The organism is Arenibacter catalasegens (assembly GCF_002909235.1).
GTDB classification, from domain to species: domain Bacteria; phylum Bacteroidota; class Bacteroidia; order Flavobacteriales; family Flavobacteriaceae; genus Arenibacter; species Arenibacter catalasegens.
In genome coordinates, this window is record NZ_PHQQ01000026.1 from 74,913 (window position 1) to 95,848 (window position 20,936).

General features: G+C 39.6%; 12 protein-coding genes and 1 tRNA gene. 9 read left to right on the plus strand and 4 right to left on the minus strand.

Annotated elements, in window-relative coordinates; genetic code table 11:
• Positions 1-254: 254 nt before the first annotated feature.
• The 4 genes from CWD90_RS18255 to CWD90_RS18270 all read left to right on the plus strand — a co-directional run bounded on the left by CWD90_RS18255 (position 255) and on the right by CWD90_RS18270 (position 10,925).
• Positions 255-3,647: a SusC/RagA family TonB-linked outer membrane protein gene (locus CWD90_RS18255; RefSeq protein ID WP_103477508.1), complete on the plus strand. Its 3,393-nt coding sequence runs from the start codon at positions 255-257 to the stop codon at positions 3,645-3,647.
• A gap of 18 nt (positions 3,648-3,665) precedes the next feature.
• Complete coding sequence (locus CWD90_RS18260; protein WP_103477509.1) at positions 3,666-5,519, plus strand: SusD/RagB family nutrient-binding outer membrane lipoprotein; 1,854 nt, start codon at positions 3,666-3,668, stop codon at positions 5,517-5,519.
• Positions 5,520-5,981: 462 nt separating this feature from the next.
• A complete protein-coding gene (locus CWD90_RS18265; RefSeq protein WP_103477510.1) occupies positions 5,982-9,308 on the plus strand; it encodes a SusC/RagA family TonB-linked outer membrane protein in 3,327 nt (1,108 codons plus the stop codon).
• Between the two features lie 33 nt (positions 9,309-9,341).
• Positions 9,342-10,925: a SusD/RagB family nutrient-binding outer membrane lipoprotein gene (locus tag CWD90_RS18270; protein ID WP_103477511.1), complete on the plus strand. Its 1,584-nt coding sequence runs from the start codon at positions 9,342-9,344 to the stop codon at positions 10,923-10,925.
• Positions 10,926-11,291: 366 nt separating this feature from the next.
• On the opposite strand, the gene CWD90_RS18275 is transcribed toward CWD90_RS18270, so the two are convergent.
• The 4 genes from CWD90_RS18275 to CWD90_RS18290 all read right to left on the minus strand — a co-directional run bounded on the left by CWD90_RS18275 (position 11,292) and on the right by CWD90_RS18290 (position 18,098).
• On the minus strand, positions 11,292-12,476 hold the full coding sequence (locus CWD90_RS18275; RefSeq protein ID WP_103477512.1) for an FG-GAP repeat domain-containing protein: 1,185 nt from the start codon (positions 12,474-12,476) through the stop codon (positions 11,292-11,294).
• A 58-nt stretch (positions 12,477-12,534) separates the two neighbouring features.
• Positions 12,535-15,411 (minus strand): PVC-type heme-binding CxxCH protein, encoded by a 2,877-nt coding sequence (locus CWD90_RS18280; RefSeq protein WP_103477513.1) that lies wholly within the window; start codon positions 15,409-15,411, stop codon positions 12,535-12,537.
• Positions 15,412-15,434: 23 nt separating this feature from the next.
• Positions 15,435-16,073 carry a 3-keto-disaccharide hydrolase gene (locus tag CWD90_RS18285; protein ID WP_103477514.1) on the minus strand — a complete coding sequence of 213 codons (639 nt, stop codon included), beginning with the start codon at positions 16,071-16,073 and terminating at the stop codon, positions 15,435-15,437.
• Between the two features lie 102 nt (positions 16,074-16,175).
• On the minus strand, positions 16,176-18,098 hold the full coding sequence (locus tag CWD90_RS18290) for an FG-GAP repeat domain-containing protein (RefSeq protein ID WP_103477515.1): 1,923 nt from the start codon (positions 18,096-18,098) through the stop codon (positions 16,176-16,178).
• 346 nt (positions 18,099-18,444) lie between these two features.
• Between CWD90_RS18290 and CWD90_RS18295 the strand changes: the two genes are divergently transcribed.
• The 5 genes from CWD90_RS18295 to CWD90_RS18315 all read left to right on the plus strand — a co-directional run bounded on the left by CWD90_RS18295 (position 18,445) and on the right by CWD90_RS18315 (position 20,895).
• Positions 18,445-18,681, plus strand: coding sequence for a GIY-YIG nuclease family protein (locus tag CWD90_RS18295; protein WP_103477516.1), 237 nt, complete (start codon positions 18,445-18,447; stop codon positions 18,679-18,681).
• Positions 18,682-18,766: 85 nt separating this feature from the next.
• Positions 18,767-19,003, plus strand: coding sequence for a GIY-YIG nuclease family protein (locus CWD90_RS18300; protein ID WP_103477517.1), 237 nt, complete (start codon positions 18,767-18,769; stop codon positions 19,001-19,003).
• Positions 19,004-19,089: 86 nt separating this feature from the next.
• A complete protein-coding gene (locus CWD90_RS18305) occupies positions 19,090-19,326 on the plus strand; it encodes a GIY-YIG nuclease family protein (protein WP_103477518.1) in 237 nt (78 codons plus the stop codon).
• A 4-nt stretch (positions 19,327-19,330) separates the two neighbouring features.
• Positions 19,331-19,404: transfer RNA gene (locus CWD90_RS18310), tRNA-Pro, on the plus strand.
• A 249-nt stretch (positions 19,405-19,653) separates the two neighbouring features.
• On the plus strand, positions 19,654-20,895 hold the full coding sequence (locus CWD90_RS18315; protein ID WP_103477519.1) for a site-specific integrase: 1,242 nt from the start codon (positions 19,654-19,656) through the stop codon (positions 20,893-20,895).
• Positions 20,896-20,936: the final 41 nt, after the last annotated feature.

Below are 20,936 nucleotides of genomic sequence, written 5' to 3' on the forward strand. Positions count from 1 at the left end.
AAATAAAGTCATTATCCTGATAGGTTTTATACCTGTCAGGATATTTTTTTGAATACAAATTGAAATTTCATATCTATTCATTTTCGAAAACGTTTTAGTGATCATGTCATCTGTCCCGTCACAGTAGTTATCAGTCGAATTAATTTCGGTTCGCGATCAAGAAAAGGAAAATTTAGTAATTATTTAACATTAGGGTAACTCCCTGTGATATTTAACAAAACCTTTAATTAATTAACTAACTTAAAATTATTAGTATGATTAAAAAATTTCATTACTATCTTATGCTGGCCGCGTTCCTGGTTGTACAGGGAGTGGTAGCTCAGAACAAAACCGTTTCCGGTACGGTTAAAGATGATATCGGTACTCCGTTACCTGGAGTGAATGTGGTAGAGAAGGGTACTGTAAATGGAGCCTCCACCGACTTTGATGGTAACTATTCTATTAATGTATCCAATTCTGCAACCTTGGTTTTCTCGTCTTTGGGATTTACTACCAAAGAGATGGCTGTCTCCGGGCAATCCACAATTAACGTTTCTTTGGAAGAAGACTCGGAACAATTGGGTGAAGTTGTGGTTACTGCTTTAGGTATTAAAAGAGAGACTAAAGCTATTGGTTATGCAATGACCGAGGTGCAAGGAGAGGAATTGGCAAGAATCAACGTTGTGAATCCTGTACAGGCATTACAAGGTAAGGCGCCTGGGGTTAGTATTGGTGCTTCGGATGGAGGGCTTTTTGGTAACTCTAAAATTCAAATTCGTGGTGTATCTACCTTAAATTCAAGCAATAACCAACCTATTTTTATAATAGATGGTGTTATACTGGAAAATGGGACGTCAGGAGCTAGTGCGGATTGGAATGGTTCATCTAACGATTACGGAAACATTCTAAAGAACTTAAACCCCGATGACTATAAGACGGTATCCATTCTTAAAGGTGCCGCAGCAACGGCATTGTATGGTTCTAGAGGTATCAATGGTGTTGTTTTGATTACCACCAAAGATGGATCAGGGACTAGAGGTATTGGTGTTTCTGTAAGACAATCCGTTGGTTTTGATATCGTATATAAGGGGCCAGCTTTGCAAAATGAGTACGGACCTGGAACTTTGGCAGGCTATGTGGATTATGGTAATCAAGATAGTAGTGATAATTACTACAACTGGGATACACAACAATTTTCATATAATGCCGCTGGGCAACCATCTATGATCAATCATGCTGGTGGTGGTCTTGGTTATGGGCCAAAATTTGATGGTAGGCTAATAGAGGATTATGACGGAAACATGGTTCCTTATGAGGCGCAAAAGAGCAATATGTTGGATGCCTATAATACTGGTGTTAATACCAATACTTCTGTTGCCTTAAGCGGAGGAAATGATAAGGGGAATTTTTACCTTTCTGATTCGTACAATGACAGAACAGGGACCTTGCCCAACAATTCCTTTAAAAGAAACGCTTTAATGTTTAGGGGGTCATATAACTTGGCACCATGGTTAAGAGCAAGCGCTACAGTTTCTTTTACTGAATCTAATTCCCACAATCCAAGAAATGATATTTCTCAGGGCTTTTTTGATGGTACTTTTGAGAGGAACTACAACACCACAAAATACAAGCAACAGCAGTTCTGGCAAGCTCCCCATGGTGGAGTTCCTAATTCAAATTTTGGAGACGATTTTACCAATGTACCCAACAGAGGGCTATGGTTTGCCTATGAAAATAACAACAATTACAATAAAGAAACTGTTGTAAGGCCTATCGTTAGCTTGGCTGCCGATGTTACCGATTGGTTAACTATTACAGCTGAAGGTAATATGAACCATTACACTACGGAATACGAGAATAAAGAATTGGGTAGTGGTTTTGCCAATGAAGGTGGTTATTATGAATTAAGACACAATAAGGATGTTTCCAAAACAGGTAAATTAATCTTTAATTTTAATAAGGATATCACTCCAGAGCTTTCGGCTAATTTGTTGTTGGGGGGTGAAATCTGGGACCATGAACAATCATATACAAGGGCTTGGACCGATGGTGGTTTAATAGTGCCTGGTAGATTTTATATTGGTAACTCCTTAAGAACGCAAAGAGGTGAGGGTGGTATTTCTGATACCAAACAACTTAATTCCGCTTACTTTTTGGCTCATTTAGAGTATAAAGATCAATTGTTTTTAGATGTTACCGGGCGTAATGACTGGTCTTCTGCCTTGGTGTACACAGATGGTACGGGTAATAATTCTTACTTCTATCCTTCTGTATCCAGTTCTTGGGTGTTTAGTGAAGCCATTGGAACATCTAATTGGTTTACATTTGGTAAGTTGCGTGCTTCGTGGGCACAGGTTGGTTCTGATACCAGTCCATACACTATCAATAGAGGTTATGGCCAGGGAAATATAGATAACGGAGGAAATTTTGTTTACACGAACACCGTGAATACTACTTTAGTAGACAGAAGTATTAAGCCTGAACTAAAAGATTCCTATGAGATTGGTGCGGATGTACGCTTCTTTAATAATCGTTTAGGGATCGATGTGGCTTATTATGATGAAACTATTTCGGAGCAAATTGGTAATGTTCCATTGCCAAGTGAATCTGGGTACAATAATCTCCTTACTAACATTGGTACTTTGACCAATACAGGTTTGGAAGTATCAGTTACTGGAACACCTATAAAAAGCAATAATTTTAGTTGGAATACGACCTTCAATTATTGGGACAATACCACAAAGATAAGTGAGGTTCACCCAGATTTTGGAGAATACAAGAGCTTAGGTGGAGACATTGGCTACGGTAATTTCCGCGTGGGATCTGTTGCTTTTGAAGGTGGCGAATATGGCGTATTATATTCGGATAGCGCCCCTAAGAAATTTGAATCCACTGATCCAAACCACCCTAATAATGGTAAAAATCAGTTGATTTGGGTAGATTCAAGAAGAGGTGCTTATTATGAAAGAAGCGGTGTTCCTGAAAAAGTTGGAAAGGCACAGGCAGATTTCGAGGGATCTTGGAATAATGAATTTAACATAGGAAACTTTAATATGTCCGTATTGTTGGATGCTCGTTATGGAGGTCATATGGCTTCTTATTCTAGTAGATATGGTACCTCTTATGGTTATACTGAAAGGTCATTACGTGGTAGAGATCCGGAACATGGTGGTTTATCATGGGCATCTGGATATGATGATGTACAGGGGACACAGTTTAGTGATGGTGTTATACCCGATGGGGTATTTGCCGAAGGCCAAATGGTAACGGCTCCAAGTGGAACATCTGTTGATGTTGGGGGAATGACATACCAAGAAGCATTCGATGCTGGACATGTAGAACCAACCCATGCAAGTTATTATAACTATCGTCGAAACTCCTGGGGTAACGGTGTAGTTAACGATGACTGGTTTTCTGAGGTTAAATATATTGCATTAAGAAATATATCTTTGGGGTATAATTTACCAAAAATGGCTGCAAGTAAAATGGGAGCTAGAAATGTATATTTGGGCATAAATGCTAGAAATGTTGTGTATTTGTATAACTCCTTGCCAAACGATATCAATCCAGAAAGTTTCAGGGGAACCACTAGTTCGGATTCTTTCCGTGAGCGTTCTTTTAGTCCATATATGGCTAGCTACACTTTTTCAATTGCTATTGACTTTTAATAATAAATAATTATAAAGATGAAAGAAACATATAAAATAATTTTAATTCTCTTGGCAGTCTTTATCGTAGGTTGCGATAAGGAGGAGTTTGCTAAGTTGAACAGTGATCCATCTACGCTCTCTGAACCAGATCTTAGATACTCGACAGCCAAGGTGATAAATGATATGTACACCAATGATTACGTAATTTGGTTTTATACCAATTTTGATTATGTATATCCTTGGAGTCAGATTACCGGCACTGGAGTAGGTAACCCTGAAACTTTTGTGGAAATGGCTGCCCAAGGTGGGTCACAGAATGTATATGGTATAATTCCGAACGCCAAGGATATTAGGGCCAAAATAGACGCATTGCCTGAAGAGGAAAAGGTCACGATGCGGGCAATTAAAGGAATCACATTTGCTACTCAAGTAGCAACAGCGTTGACCCAAACAGATTATACAGGGTCTATGGTGTATACTGAAGCCGGTTTGGCACCTTATACTTCACCACCATTAATTACACCTGTTTACGATCAACAAGCACTTTTGTTTACTACTTGGTTGGCAGAATTGGATGGCGCAATTGCAGATTTAACGGCTTCAGAACAATTTAGCTTAGCTAGTCAAGACATTGTTTATAATGGCGATTATGGCAAATGGGCTAAATTTTGTAATCTTTTAAAGTTAAGGATTGCTGCTAGGCTTGTAAATGCGGACAGAAGCAAGGCATTAAGTATTGCAGGAGAAGTAGCTAATTCATCTGCTGGTATTATGAATGCGTTGGACGAGGATTTTATATATAAAAGAGGAATAAACTACAGGGGAACAGGTAATGGTACACAGCCAGGTACAGGTGGATTAAACCTTGTAGATTTCTTACGGGATAATAAGGATCCTAGAGTACGATTTTTGTTCGATAAAAATGATTTTAATGCGGAGGTTGTTCAGGCCTTTATTGATGCCGGAAGAGAACTTCCAAGTTATGTGGAACAATACGTGGTATTCAACGGTAGTGGGAATTTTGAGAGTTGGTCTGGCCCAGGAGAACCTTGGGTAAGGTATCATGGAGCTCCAGTTTCACCGGATAAGCAACAGGACGGTGCTTATGATGATTATTTTCAACAAGCATCAAGGAATAGAATTACCTTAGGTGGTGTGGAAAAATCGTATACTTCAACTTCTTCTTTTGCTGAAAAGAACACGCGTACCGGAATCGACTTTACTTACCCAACAAGTCCGGGTGGGCGTTTAATTCAAAAAAACGGCAACCATCCTGCATTAGAAGTAATATTAGGTTCATCAGCTGAAACCAACCTTTATTTGGCAGAATTTAAATTGTTAGGAGCAAATGTTCCAGGAAGTGCTCAGGCATATTTTAACCGAGGAGTTGAGTTATCTATTCAAAGAATGGATATTCTTGCTAAAAATTCGGGTACATATTACTATGAAAACGACCCGGTTTATCAAGACGAGGCAATGGCAGCAACGGCATCTACCAAATTGAAGGCTAATGAAATTGCTGATTTGTTGGCACAGCCAGATTACGATCTTTCCACCAAAGGTTTGGAAAAAGTGTATATTCAACAGTATGTTAATTTTGCAATTACCCCGCATGATACCTATACGACTGTTAGACGCTCTGGTATTCCTATGGTTGGTAGTTCTGTTTTGGCCCGGGAGCCTTTCTTGGCTGCAGGTGCTCCCTTGACGATTCCAAGACGTTTTGAGATTGGAACTCCTACAGAGGATAATGTTAATTTTGCAAATGCAAAAAAATCCATAGAGGAGCAAGGATTTACTACAGGTACCAATGATCCAAGTATTTTAAATACGCAAAGAATTTGGTTTGATGCTAGTAATCCAAATTACGGAGAAGGACCTAAGAGTTAATTATTATTAAGCTAGTTGAAAAAAGGGTTGATCTTATGGGTCAGCCCTTTTTTTGTTTTAACAATATTGGCTAGACTACTCATTCCAATCTATGTGAAATTATTGAGAGGGTTAAAAATGATCCAAAGTCAAGTCCTATTCTTCAATGAGACTGAGAACGGTTAGAGGGGTAAGGTAGAGGTCATGGAAAATACGCTACAAATAAATTTTTGCGTCCATTTAATTTGTAGAGTGAATTAATATGGATAGCACATTCTCTAGAAATAAAAACCATACAAAATAATTCAATTTTGTATGGTTTTTATTTTACAATCATAGTTGATAGTTAGTCATTTGACTTTTACGTAAAGTTGTTAGTCGAATTAATTTCTTTTCCTTACCAAGAAAGCGAAAATTTAGTAATTAATTAACATTAGGGTAACCCCCTGTAAACTTCTAATTAACTAACTAAAAATTCTTAGGATGATTAAAAAATTTCATTACTATTTATTATTGAGTGCATTTCTCTTAGTACAGGGAATGACGGCTCAGACCAAGACTGTTTCCGGGACAGTTTCCGATGATTTGGGTACTCCACTGCCAGGTGTAAACGTGGTAGAAAAAGGTACTACAAACGGTACCTCAACAGATTTTGATGGAAACTTTTCCATTAAAGTTTCCAACAATGCCACTTTGGTGCTGTCTTCTTTAGGATTTACCAAAAAAGAAGTTGCAGTGGGTGCACAAACTTCTATTAAAGTTGTTCTTGCAGAGGATGCTGAGCAATTAGGAGAAGTTGTTGTAACTGGTTTGGGTATTACAAGGGAAAAGAAGTCCCTAGGTTATGCTACTGCGACTATTAGTGCAGAAGCTTTGACCGAAACGGCAACACCTAACTTTGCAACAGCATTGTATGGAAAGGCTCCCGGTGTTAGTATAAACACTACTCCTGGTGGGTCTACCAGTGCCTCTAACATAACTATAAGAGGTGTAGCCTCTATTACAGGTAGAAGTCAGCCGTTAATTATTTTGGACGGTGTGCCCATTAGGGACGGTGAAGTTTCCAACAATAATTATTGGGGAGACCAACGTTTAAGAGGTAATGGTCTTTTGGATATTAACCCAGAGGATATAGATAACATTTCCATTCTTAAAGGTGCATCTGCAGCAGCACTTTACGGTTCTGAAGCGGTGAACGGAGTTATATTGATTACTACAAAGAGCGGTAAAAATAGTAAGAAGGGAATGAAAGTAGATTTAAGTTCTTCTTATAGCTTTGACAAAGTGGCATATCTTCCAAGATATCAAAACGTAAGGGGGCCAGGTGCTCCATTGAACGTTTCTAATGGCGGACAGGATGCCGAAGGATTTATATATCATGATGTAGATGGGAATGGTACTGCCGAAACAAGGGGTGTATTGGGGTATAGTATTAACTTTGGACCTAAGTTTGACGGTAAACCAACCATAGGTTGGGATGGAATAGTAAGGCCTTATGAAGCACAACAGGATAATTATTCTGGACTATTCAACACAGCTCACAACACCAGTGTTAACATGTCCATTACCAATGTGACCGACAATTCCAATTTAAGATTTTCTTATACCCGTCAGGATAATCAAGGTATAAGTTTAGGTGCTGAGGAGAAAAAAAATGTATTTAATTTGAATACAACATTCAAATGGGCAAAGGATTTTTCTACAGATGTAATCGTGAATTATGTTAATCAATCTGTCTTCAATAGACCTTATTCGGTAGACCGATTGACCAATAACTTTGGAGGTATGATGACCAGATGGGATCATGGCGACTGGTATTTGAACAGATATAAAACAAGTAAAGGGTATCGTTATGTTCAAGGAACTGATCAGAGTTTAACTCCGGAGGAAAACATTATATATCCTGGATTTAGAGGAGATATTGGAGACTTTATTTGGAGGGTAAAGGAGAATATGTTGGAAGAACAGAGCAATAGAGTAATTGGTACTATTACCAATACCTGGGACGTTACTAAGGGGCTAAACCTAAGAGGAAGAATTTCTAGTGACTTCACCAATAGAAAAACTGAGGCCAGTAGTTCTACAGAAAGACCTTTGGCTTTTGGTAATTCTGGTGGGTTTAGTATGAGCAATGATAATTTCAATGTATTGTACGGTGAATTGTTGTTAAGATATGAAACTCCAATTACTACAGATTTGACGCTGGCCATGATGGCAGGTTACAATGCCACCAAACAAAACGAGTCTAACTTAAGCAGAGGAACAAATGGTGGACTAAGTGTAGAAAATTGGTTCGACATTTCTGCATCCGTAAACACACCTAATTCCGGTAGTAGTCGTAGCTCTATTGTAAAAGATGCCATATTGGGTACTATGAATTTGGATTACAAAGGATATTTCTACGTAGAGGGTACAATTCGTAAGGATAAGACTTCCACGATGAACCCAAACAACAATAGCTTTGTGTACCCATCGGTAAACTCGAGTTTTGTGCTATCAGAGGCTTTTGATCTTCCACTATTTATGAACTATTTTAAAATTCGCGGATCTTGGGGTATTGTGGGTAACTACCCTGATATTTATGGAGCCAACATTGCTTATAACCAGAATACGTTAGGTTCTCAAGGTGGTAACCCTGTATTGTATACCACTATACCTTCCAGTTTTGGAAATGACGGGATTAGACCTGAAGAGAAACATGAGTATGAATTTGGTATGGAGCTTAAATTTTTTCAGGGTAGGCTAGGTCTTGATGCTTCCTACTATAATGCCCAAGTAGTTGATCAGATTCTTCCTTTGACGCTTCCAAGTAGCTCAGGGGCAAATTCAGTGCTTACCAATATCGGTACACTTAGGAACAAAGGTTATGAGTTAGGTTTGTCAGGTACTCCTGTAGACACTGGATCTTTTAGATGGGATATCATCGTAAACGTTGCAAAGAACGAAAACAAAGTTGAGAAATTGGCACCAGGATTGGATGAATTATTGCATGCCGATTATGACGGGAATGCTGCACAGTTGAAGTCGTTGGTAGGACAACCCATGGGAGATCTTTACGCGCATCCGGTTGCTACGGATTCCCAAGGTAGAAGAATTGTTGATCCTAATGGATTATATAAGGTTGATGCTGATAATATGGAAAAATTCGGTAATGCCATGCCCAAATGGACAGGTGGTGTAATGAACTCCTTTAGTTATAAGAACATTACTTTGGATGCACTTGTTGATGGCCGTATTGGTGGTCACGTAATGCCAACGGCGTTGAATTGGATGATCAGTCGTGGTCTTACTGAGGAAAGCTTAAATTACATGGATACTGAACATGGCGGTCTTAGCTATTATGAGGACGTTAGTGGTACAAGAATTCAGACTACTCCTAGTGCAACTGCTGGTCCAGGCGGAGAGGTAGTATACCATGATGGTATTTTATTGGAAGGGGTTACCAATGATGGTCAACCTAACGATCAAATAGCTTCTTCTGCTGATTATTATTGGACGGTTTATAACTGGGGTGGACCTCAGTATAGTCCTAACACTCGATATGAACTATATATAAAGGAGAATACGTATTTTAAAATGAGGGAATTATCCATAGGGTATAAAATGCCGACAAAAGTATTGGAGAAGATCGGACTTAGTAAATTACAGTTTTCTGTTTTTGGTAGAAACTTGTTTTATCTGTACAGAACAATTAAGGATATGGATGGAGAACAGACAACAGCTGGCTCTAGATGGTTCCAAAACGTTAATAACGTTGGTACCAACCCTTCTACTCGTTCTTTCGGTCTAATGGTAAGAGCTAGTTTATAATAATATAAATAAGAATATTTAAAAAGATATTTCATGAAAAAATTATCGATAATGCTCAGTATTGTTATGGCTACGGTCATCAGCGGGTGTACTGAGGCAGATTTTAGTGAGAATTACGCAAACCCTTCCAAAGTATCGACAGCTACAGTAGAAAAGCAATTTGCTGGAATGTTCGTTGCGAATAGGGAATATGTTCTTCCAGCCTATTGGAACTATTTTGTAGTTCTAAGAACTACATTAACACGATATACCCAAGCAGTGGGTTGGGTGAACGCTTCAAACCAATATGTTCCCGGTGAAGCCGGTATTGGTGGGCGATGGGGAAATTACTATGATTTCTTGTCGCAATACAGGGAGTTGGAGAAAATTTACAATAATCTTTCTTCAGAGGATCAAGCTGATTTAAGGGTGTATATGCTTACAGCTACTATTTACCTTTATGATCATACCCAAAGGGTAGTTGACCTGCATGGTGATATTCCTTTCTCTGATGCGGGTAGATTAAGTCAAAATGGAGGTGATTATTTGGCTTCATTACCAGCTTATGATACTGCCGAAAGTATATATACTACCATGTTGGATGGCTTAAAAGGTTTTTCTGATGAATTGAACAGCATTAACGTTAGTCCTGGAATCATGATTGGTTTTAAGACTCAGGATTTTGTTAACGGTGGTGATATAGCTACTTGGAAAAAGTATTGTAATTCACTTAGATTAAGAATGTTGACCAGAGTTTCTGGAGTTTCGGAGTTTCAATCTAGAGCGCAGTCCGAGATTAGTGCTATTTTGGCAAATCCAGGACAATATCCTTTGGTGGAGACCAATCTTGAAAACGTTCAAATAGATGTTGTTAGTTTGGATACCCCTATTCACTCCAAAGGCTTCAGGGGTGGTTTGGAAGATTGGGATGGCAACTTGGCCGGAAAGGCAATGATCGATCATATGTTGGATAATGCGGATCCTAGATTGAGAGCTATGTACGAACCAGGAGAGGAAGCTGGTGGTACCTATTTAGGTTTAGATCCTTTACTAAGCGAGAATGTACAAACTACATTGGTAGCTGGAGGAACTCTATCCAGATATAACCGTTCAACCTTAAGTAGAAATGAATATTTCCCCGGACTTTTGTTTACTGCAGCTGAAGTAAGTCTACATAAGGCCGAGTATTATCTAAAGGCCAGTAATGACGCGATGGCTAAAGCTAGTTATGAGGACGCCATTGAAAAATCTACGGAATTCTATTATGACCTACGTGAATTAAGTGCAGATGGAACCTCTATTGATCTAGTTCCTACCAATGATGCAGAAGTACAGGCTTATATTGGTAGTGCCGATGTAAATTGGGATAACGCTACAACGGCTGCGGAAAAATTGTCCTTGATTGCAACTGAAAAATGGATACATTTTAGCGTTCTTCAATTGCCTGATAGCTGGGCTGAGCAAAGAAGATTGAATTTGCCTCAATTCTCATTTCAACCTGATAACGCTAACGAACAGACATTGCCACCTAACCGTTGGATTTACCCAAATAGCGAGCGTGTTTATAACACTGATAATTATAATACGGTAAGTTCTGAGGATAATTTGACTACCAAATTGTTTTGGGACGTAAACTAAGGAATTGAGTTAGTTTTAATTTTGTTTTAATAAAGCCCGATACAGTTATAGTATCGGGCTTTTATTATGGTAGCAGAGTCTGCCGGACAATTCGATTTAAGAAGTTTTAATATAGAACGGCGCGCCATAGATCCATATCCACCTTGATCCTGGCTTTTAGGCGAAAGCTTGTTACGGGATGGCTTATAGGTCGAACCCCGCTAATAAAATAAAAATAAATTGAGATGTATTTATTTTTGGATTTTAGAACCTATAAATATCATTGGTAATCCCAGTCCAAACCTCTGCATTATGTTGTAAACTTGTAGTTGATATATTTTGCTATTGATCAACGATACTGTTCATTTCTGGGATGATTGCAGTTGGTTAATCCCTCATTTTATTCTCAAAAAGAAAGACTCCATTTTTGTTAGCAATCACGATATCAGGTTTCTGGTCTTTGTTCATATCTTCCACCACAATATTAAGGCCTGCACCCGAATCGTGGTCGATAATATGTTCTTTGAAATAAGGTTTTTTGCCGGGAGTAAATTCAATATAAAGAAGAATTGGCGCATCACTGTCCCCCGCATCGTTGCCATTATGGGCCAAGTAGCGTTTGCCTGTAATTAATTCCTTGCTACCATCTCCATTGATGTCCGTCATAATAGTTGAATGCGTTTGGGAAGTGGTATTGCTAATTAGGTTCGTATTAAAGTTTAGCCCATCTAGCTGTTCGTGCCACCATATTCCCAATGCGTGGGCCGAGGCAGTGACCACATCGTTTTTACCATCATTATTTATATCCAGCACCTGCATATGGGAGCAGGGATCGCTTAGATTTGTGCTGTGAAATTGCCAATTTCCAATGGTTTTGTCAGCTTTTCCTTCAAACCAACCTTCAGCAATCATTACATCATCTACACCATCATTATTAACATCTCCCAAGCCAATACCATGGGAAAACCGCTCCGTTCCCGGCACATTTTCAGTGCTGATCGGAAAACGCTTCCATTGGGTTTCCCCCGGGTTCAAGGGAGCCTGTAGCCAAACAATTTGATTTTTATCCACATCTCCGCAGAGTATATCCAACCTACCATCCCCATCAATATCTACAAAACCTGGCGATTCATTGGAAATACCCATTCCGTCCGCAATGATATGCTTCTTCCAATCTCCAGATTTGTTTTTAGGGTTTTCAAACCAAAAACCTGGTTTTCCAGGATAGTCTATTATGATTACATCATGCCATCCGTCCAAATTTACATCCATACTCAGGTTCAAGAAAGATTCACAGTATTCCTTCCATGGGTTAAAGGTTCGGGATGGTGCCATTTCGTGTCTCTTCCATGAAGGTGCTTCGAACCAATAATAGCCTGCTACAATATCCATCAAACCGTCCTTGTTTAAGTCACCAACAGCAACTCCTTCTGAAATAAAATCCCTTGTGAGCACTGTTTTTTTAAAATTCTCGTTGGTTTTACTCTGCCCAATGGAGGTTTGGAGGCTACCGAAATATATCAAAAGACCACAAAAAACTTGTCCAATAGTATTTTTAATTCCCGTTTTCATTTTTTGGTTTTGTTATGGTATTAAAATTAACACTTTTATAAATGCCAATGTTAGGTTATTATTCACTCAATAGTTTTTCGACGAGCACTAATTGTAACCTAGCTTCCTCTGATTGCTCTGGGTCTAGTTGACCATGGTACTTTTTTAATAAATTTTTGGATGCTGCGGTTTTCAATGCGCCAATCCTTTGAAGCGTATACGTTAGAATATTAGGGATTTTGGTTTTTCCGGCCAATTGGAGCGCACGGTCAGGGTCCAGGGGAATTAAGGGTTCGGTAGCGTACCATAACATTAATGGGATATTGTGGTCTGTTAAATCTTCCGTTTTCTGAACTAGTGCCTCCAAAACGTCCCAGCGCTTTGCGGGTGCCAAACGAAGCATTCCAGAGGCTAGGTAGAGCCTTACCAAAGGTGATGGATCTTTTTTGGCCATCCCTACAAACTTTTCTAAGGTGGTTGGTGATACCTTCTTATCCTCGGTCAACAATTGTATAGCCCAACTTCTAATATATTCATTGTTGTTGCTCAGTAAATCATATAGTTCTTTTTCGTTTAGCCCTTGGGTAACGTGTAAGGTCCATAGCGCTCGTAGTTTTCTGGTTACGTCTTCATTATTGGCTAGAATAGCTTTAAGCGCAGTATGTACTTCAGGATTACCTCCTCGCTCTTGTAAGATTGTCCTAGCCTGTCTCACATAAAATTCGTTGGGATGCAATTGGTAGTTGACGAGTTCCAGGTCGGATGCTTTTTGCAAATCAACCTTAACCCACTGATCATTTTTATGGCTGATCTTAAATATCCGTCCCAAAGTCTTATCATGCACATCTGGGTTGGAACTGTGACATTGATTCTGGTCGTACCAATCTATTGCAAATACAGATCCACTGGGGTCATATTTGAAGTTGAGCCATTGGGACCAGGAATCGTTCATGGCTAGAAAATCCTTATTGTGGGAGCCGACATATCCAGACCCGGATCTAGTAAGTTGATCATTGTTAAGTTTAGATCCATTGATGTTGTTCATAAAGATGGTATTCCGATATTCTTTGGGCCATGAATTTCCGCCCAAATAAATCATTGCGCCTGCATGGGCATGACCCCCACCAGCTGCCGCTGACCTAAAATTACCGGCATGAGGCCCACGGTCGCCCAACCAATGTACATGGTCCCCAATGGTTTTAATATCATCATAGGTATAGGGATTAAAATGATTCCCTGCCTGACGTTGGTATCTGGCCCCTTGGATAACGTGGTATAGATGTGGAATTACGCAAACCGTGATAAACGGATGACCGTAGTCATTAAAATCAATTCCCCAAGGATTGCTGCTTCCTTCGGCAAATACTTCAAACTCATGTCTCGTTGGGTGATAGCGCCAGACGCCTGCGTTGATTTTAGTTCTTTGTTTGTCAGAAACTCCGGGCTTGCCTACATTGGAATGGGTGAAAACTCCTTGTACGCCATAAAGCCATCCATCTGGTCCCCAGCGCAGATTGTTTATTACCTCATGGGTATCATCCAATCCCCAACCATCCAGTAATTTTTGAGGTGGTCCCGATGGCTTGTCTTTTTCAGTATCGATTGGAATATATAACAAATACGGGGCAGCCCCCAACCATACACCTCCCATGCCTATTTCTATTCCGCTAACCAGATTTAGGCCTTCAGTAAAAACCTTTCTCTTATCTAAAGTTCCGTCACCATTGGTATCCTCAAAAATGAGAATACGATCTTTTCCCTGTCCTTCAGGGGCGGGAGTAGGGTAGGTGTGTGCTTCAACGACCCAAAGTCGACCGCGAGCATCCATGGTAAAGCTTATTGGGCGAACTACATCTGGTTCCGAGGCGGCCAAGGTTATTTTAAAGTCGTCGGGCAAAGTCATAGCCTTTGCTGCTTCTTTCCCTGAAAGGCCTGAATTGATTATAGGGTCCAATGGAGGCAGTACAATAATGTCATCCTTATTTAATTCATTGGGAAAAAAGGGTCGAGTGGGGTAGAACCGGAAGTCATCAAAATTTATATGTGCCCATTTATCATCCTTTATATATGGAATTTGTGAGATACCGGTTTCGTCATCAATAATACGAATAAATATATCCTTTTGTAAATAAGGTTTAAGATCTATCACTACGGGTTGCAGCGTTGCCCTGCCTTGTCCAGTGGAACTATAGATGACTTGATCGGTTTCGGTGAGCTTTATTTCCACACGCGTGTCGGCCAATGCACCACCCGATATCTTAAAGGAAGCATAGGGATGGGTTACCTTGAAAGGTACAGAAATTAAAGTACCCGTGAGTTTATAATTAGTGGTGCCTCCACTGGTTAGAAAGTAGTTGCCATCAAAGGAAATTTGGGCATCAGTCTCATGTACTGGGGAAGGGTCTTGTTTATAGATAGGATTTTTAAAAGCATTTCCGGTGGCCGTCCAATCTTGAAGTGAACCGGTTTCAAAGCCGAGGTTCAGCGGTTTTCCATTTTTTGTGGGTAGAACTCCTGTAATGGATGGTCCCGATAGGTCTCCCTCCACGATCTCAAATTTCCCCACCATGCCCGCCGCACGATGTCCTGGAACCGTGCAGAAATAGGTGTCATTTTCCATTGCTAGGAAGGTGATACTCGTACTGGATCCCTTTTCCAATAGGGTGCCACTCTTTATTCCCAATTTCTCCATGGCAATATCATGTGTCATGGTCTCACCATTGGTAATTGTAATACGTACACGATCTCCAGGGTTGGCCCGAAGGGTTGGATTACGGGTTCCATCATTGGCGAAATACCCCAACATGGTAGCTTCAAGTGCATAGTCTTGATCAATGATCGTGGTGTCTTTTCCCGCAAGTTCCGAGGCCTCTTTTTTGTTACTTGTTCGGCAGCTCGAAAAAACAATAAATAGCAGTAGTAAAAAAGTATGGGAAAGTAAACGAGGATTGGTCATAGGCCCTGGTTATGTTGAAACAGTTAGTTTAATTCTTCTATAAATATATCTTTAAAGGCAACCTGGGCCTTTCCGTTACCATGGATCTGAAGCCCTATCAAGCCGGATTGCGGTATAGTTATGTCTTCTTCGGTATAGTCAACTGTTAAGTTGCCATTGATGTAAAGACGTATGTTCCGATTTTCGGCCCTAATTTCATAATCGTTCCAATCGTCAATTTTTATCCAGCGTTGTATTTTTAGTGAGTCTGGAGCCATCAAGGTTTTGTTTCTTCGGGATTCATCATATAGACTGGCCCAATAATTTTCTCCCCAATCTGCTTGATAGCCTGTCATTTCGTAGGATGGATCCATTAACCTTTTACTTCTAAATTGAATTCCGGAATTGATAAATCCTTCCTTCCCCATTAATTTTATCTTTAGTTTAAGTATGAAATTGGCATACGGACGCTTTGTGCATAGGAAATCATTATGAGGGACGGTATTATCCAAAGAACCACCTATGATAGTTCCATCTTTAATCCTCCAAGTAGAAATAGTATCTCCCTCCCAACCAGAAAATGTTTTCCCGTTAAAAAGGGAGATTCCCTCTGATGTCGATTTATTCTTACATGCCATCAATATAAACAGCAGCATAAAAAAGGATAGTAATAAACGTTTCATTCTGCTTTGGTTACCCCTATATTAATTAGTGATGTCTACAAATTAAGTTAAAGAAATAAGAAATCCTACAGACCCCACTTTCCTTTGAGATTTGAAAAGTCCTTAATCCTTTAAATAATAAAAATGTCCGTCTTCGGCTCCGATCAATAAATTTGGCTTGCCATCCTTATCCCAGTCAACCATGGTTGGGCTAGTGGTGTGCCCTGCAAGTTTGGTTTTGACCAGATTTCCTTTTTTCTTGAAAACAGTGATTCCGTTAGTTTCCCCTAAATTCTCGTACCATTCAATATTTTCGCTGTTGGCCAAGAGATCAAGGTCCCCATCGCTGTCCCAATCGGTAAACTCTATTTTCCTTCGACCACTACCACCTGCTTCACGCTCGTTTAAACGTAATAGGTCGTTGCCGATTTCCCCATCGGCATTTTTGAAGATACGTTGTCCTGGTTTTAGATAAAGCTTGCCCCGCTTTTTAAATCGCTCAAAAAACGCCAAATATCCTTCGTGATCTAACATTACCAAATCCATAAGGCCATCTTTGTTCCAGTCTATTGCATAAGGTGTAGTTCTCCATTGTGTGGCCAATTCGTCTTTTTCTGGATTCCACCAGTTCCATTTTGGTTTTGGAACTTTGTTTTTCTCCCAAGCTACTTTAACACCTCCCATTTTAGTTAGTTTGGGATCACCTTTTGCCCCTGTGTTTTTATACCATTGCACTTTGCCAAATATGGAATTCAACAGAATATCCTTTAATCCATCCCCATCCCAATCCGCGACAGTCAGGGTCGTATAGCCCCACTTACTTTCGGCCGGGCCTTGAATGGAGCCGCTGTTGCCTGCCATAATACGCATTACTTCACCATCGGCTTCCAGATAGATGGGTTCTTTCCATTCCGGAGTATCGCCTCCATGAAGATTTTCTATGAAACCAATATAGCCGGCTGAATTTCCACAGATCAGATCTTCGTCACCATCATCGTCCCAATCAATACTAAAGGGAGTAACTAAAGCACCGAATTTTAGATTTTGACTTCTCTGTTGGATATATTCGGGCGATTTAAATACAGGCATTTTGTTAGTGACTGTCCCTGTATTTTCAATAAATACTACCCTTCCGTCTTCATCGCCAACTACAAGGTCGATCTTAGAATCATTGTTCCAATCAAGTGCCACCGGCCTCATCATTTCCAGATCCATTTTTAGGATTCCATTATTATTTTCAAGAAATCTTCCTTTGGCATAAATGGGGTTTTCGCGAGTTCCTGTATTCTCGAAGTAGCTAAAGCGATCAATGAATTCCCCGCAGATAATATCCAGATCACCATCACCATCAAAATCGGCCATATTGGGCGTAGTATTGCCATAAACGTCTATAGGTTGGTTGCCAGCTAGAATTTTCCCATCATTTCTATATTTTCCGTTGTCGTTGGTCAATAAATAAAGGTATCCCCGAAGGTCTCCGTTGGTCCATTCCCCTTTGTCGTTAAAGGCATTGTCCCAACCATACTCACTCCAATCATCTATTCCTACGATGAGGTCCATATCCCCGTCATTGTCATAATCAACGTATTTCCAATCGCTAAAACGTTCTTTATAAAGATCAATTAGCTCGGATGCCTGGTACAGTCCTTCTGGCCTTGTATATCCATATCTTCTAAAGTTGTCGTATTCCAAACCAACTCCTAAAACCCTAGCCTCCCCCTCCACATAGGAGATGGAAACATTCCGCATGCCGTCACCAATTTTAATGGGGGTATCAAATATTGGGTTGCCTTGTTCGTCTTTGGATGAGTTTTTAAACAAAAATGTGCCATTAAATGGAACGTCTGTACACGAAATAACCAAATCTAGATCTCCATCCTGATCATAATCCATGGGTAAGGGATTGGCCCAGAGTCCCACAGCAAGATCCTTGGTGGAGGTGGTATCCTTGTATTGTAATCGTATAAGGTTGTCATCAGTGATTTGACCAATGGAAACGGTAGTGCTTGTCAAGAAAAAGCAAGTGATTAATCGTTTAAGCATCATAGGTAGATTTTACTATTTTAATTGGATTGATTAGAATATGAATTAAAGTTTTCAAATTAGGATTTATTTTTCAATTGACCAACCGTTTAATACTTTGCAAATTTTTCTAACGTATTTTGATTGTTACAGCCTTATGCATTGATGAAGAATAGGGAATATCATTCCTTACAAATTGTATTATAGGGTCGGTATAAAAAAGTTTCAATTTTTTGACAAAGGTTAGGGTTAAATTGTTTGATCTTTCCTATTTTTGCAATCTCATTTTCGGGATGTGGCGCAGTTCCCGCAAAGGAGCGGGACATACCGGTAGCGTATCACGCCCGGGGCGTGATGGTCGCTTGAAATAATGGATTATGTAGTTTACATATTGTTCAGTGAGACGTCCGACAGGTATTATGTGGGCCAGACTAACAATATTGAAAAACGGCTTGTTACTCACAATAATGGTGGTAAAAAGTATACTTCCAAGGGCAGACCTTGGATTTTGAAAAGAGTTTATCCCTGTACCTATCGAACCGAGGCGGTACAGTTGGAAAGAAGGATAAAGAAAAGAGGTATCAAACGATATCTCGACGAAAAGTAATTTTCGGGATGTGGATTAGTTCCCGCAAAGGAGCGGGACAGACCGGTAGCGTATCACGCCCTGGGCGTGATGGTCGCTTGAAATAATGGATTATGTAGTTTACATATTGTTCAGTGAAACGGCCAACAGGTATTATGTGGGTCAGACGAACAATATTGAAAAACGGCTTGTTACTCACAATAATGGTGGTAAAAAGTATACTTCCAAGGGCAGACCTTGGATTTTGAAAAGAGTCTATACCTGTACCGATAGAACCGAGGCGGTGCAGTTGGAAAGAAGGATAAAGAAAAGAGGTATCAAACGATATCTTGACGAAAAGTAATTTTCGGGATGTGGCGCAGTTCCCGCAAAGGAGCGGGACAGGCTCGGTAGGGTATCACGCCCTGGGCGTGATGGTCGCTTGAAATAATGGATTATGTAGTTTACATATTGTTTAGTGAAACGGCCGACAGGTATTATGTGGGTCATACGAACAATGTTGAAAAACGGCTTGTTACCCACAATAATGGTGGTAAAAAGTATCCATCCAAGGGCAGACCTTGGATTTTGATAAAGATTTATCCCTGTGCCGATCGAACCGAGGCGGTGCAGTTGGAAAGAAAGATAAAGAAAAGAGGTATCAAACGATATCTCGACGAAAAGTAATTTTCGGGATGTGGCGCAGTCCGGTAGCGTACACGGCTGGGGGCCGTGTGGTCGCAGGTTCAAATCCTGTCATCCCGACGAAATTGGATATCAATCCATACTAAAAACCTGTTAATCTTATGATTAACAGGTTTTTATGTTTTTAGGGATATCAAAAAAAAACAATTATATCCAAAGAACACGTCAACAATTCGGTTAACAAATTAATTTTTAGAAAAGTGTTGACCGAATTGTTAAAATTCATTGACGTAGGCTAAATAAATGTATCTTTAAGTGATTTGACTTTCGTCTGATAACAACATTTAATGTTAACAAAAAGACGAAATTATGAAAACATCTTCTTCATTCAGTATTCTGTTTTGGGTAAACTTATCTAGAACAAAGAACAGTGAGGCATCACTTTACGCGCGGATTACCGTAAACGGAAATAGGGCTGCCATCAGTTTAAATCGCAAAGTTTCAATAACCAACTGGGATAGTGACAGAAATAGGGCAAAGGGCACAGGACAAAAATCACGTATCCTTAATACCTATCTAGACGAAACTTATAATCAGTTATTTCAAGCCTATCAAGACTTAAAGTCAGAACATAAGCAGATAACTGCGCGGTCGATTAAAGCAAGGTTTCTTGGTTTGGATGCAATTAACCGTTCGGTCTTGGACATAATTAGCTATCATAATGAGGATATGAAGGGCAAGTTAAAATGGGGAACTCAAAAGAACTATTTTACAACACAGCGCTATATTTCTAGGTTTCTCTCAAAAGCTTATAAGAGTCCAGATATACAGTTGAGGGATCTGGATTATGACTTTATCATAAAGTTTGAGAAGTTTTTGAGAGGTTATATTCCTCAGGACCATCAAAGACGTATGGGAAACAATACAGTTATGAAGCATATAGAACGCTTTAGAAAACTAATTAACCTATCACGTAAATTGGATTGGATGGAACGCGACCCTTTCATTAATTTTAAGGCGAAACGAATTAAGACTGAACGTGGCTTTTTAAGTCTATTAGAACTTCAGGAAATAGAGAAAAAGAACTTCACTATTCCAAGATTACAATTGGTAAGGGATTTGTTTGTCTTTAGTTGCTATACGAGTTTGAGTTATATCGATGCTATCAATCTAAGCGCTGAGAATATTCGAATTGGTATTGATGGGGAACTATGGATTTATTATAATCGTGAAAAAACAACCAAGCCTATTCATATTCCTTTATTGCCAAAAGCTTTGGATATCATAGATAAGTATAAGGATAACCAAAAAGCGATTTTACAAGGCAGAGTATTTCCCAAAATATCAAACCAGAAATTGAATTCTTATCTAAAGGAAATAGCAGACGTATGCGGTATAGAAAAGAATCTCACTTTTCATATCGCCAGGCATACTTTTGCCACAACGGTCACCCTAAGTAACGGGATGCCTATAGAAACCGTTTCAAAATTATTGGGGCATTCAAAGATAGCTACTACTCAAATTTATGCGAAAGTTATTGAGCGCAAGGTGAGTGATGATATGCATCGCTTGCGAAAGCATTTTAATACTATTGAATGCCAACTGACTTAAAAAACCTATTAGAATGCAAAAAACGGTCAAAGTGAACCACT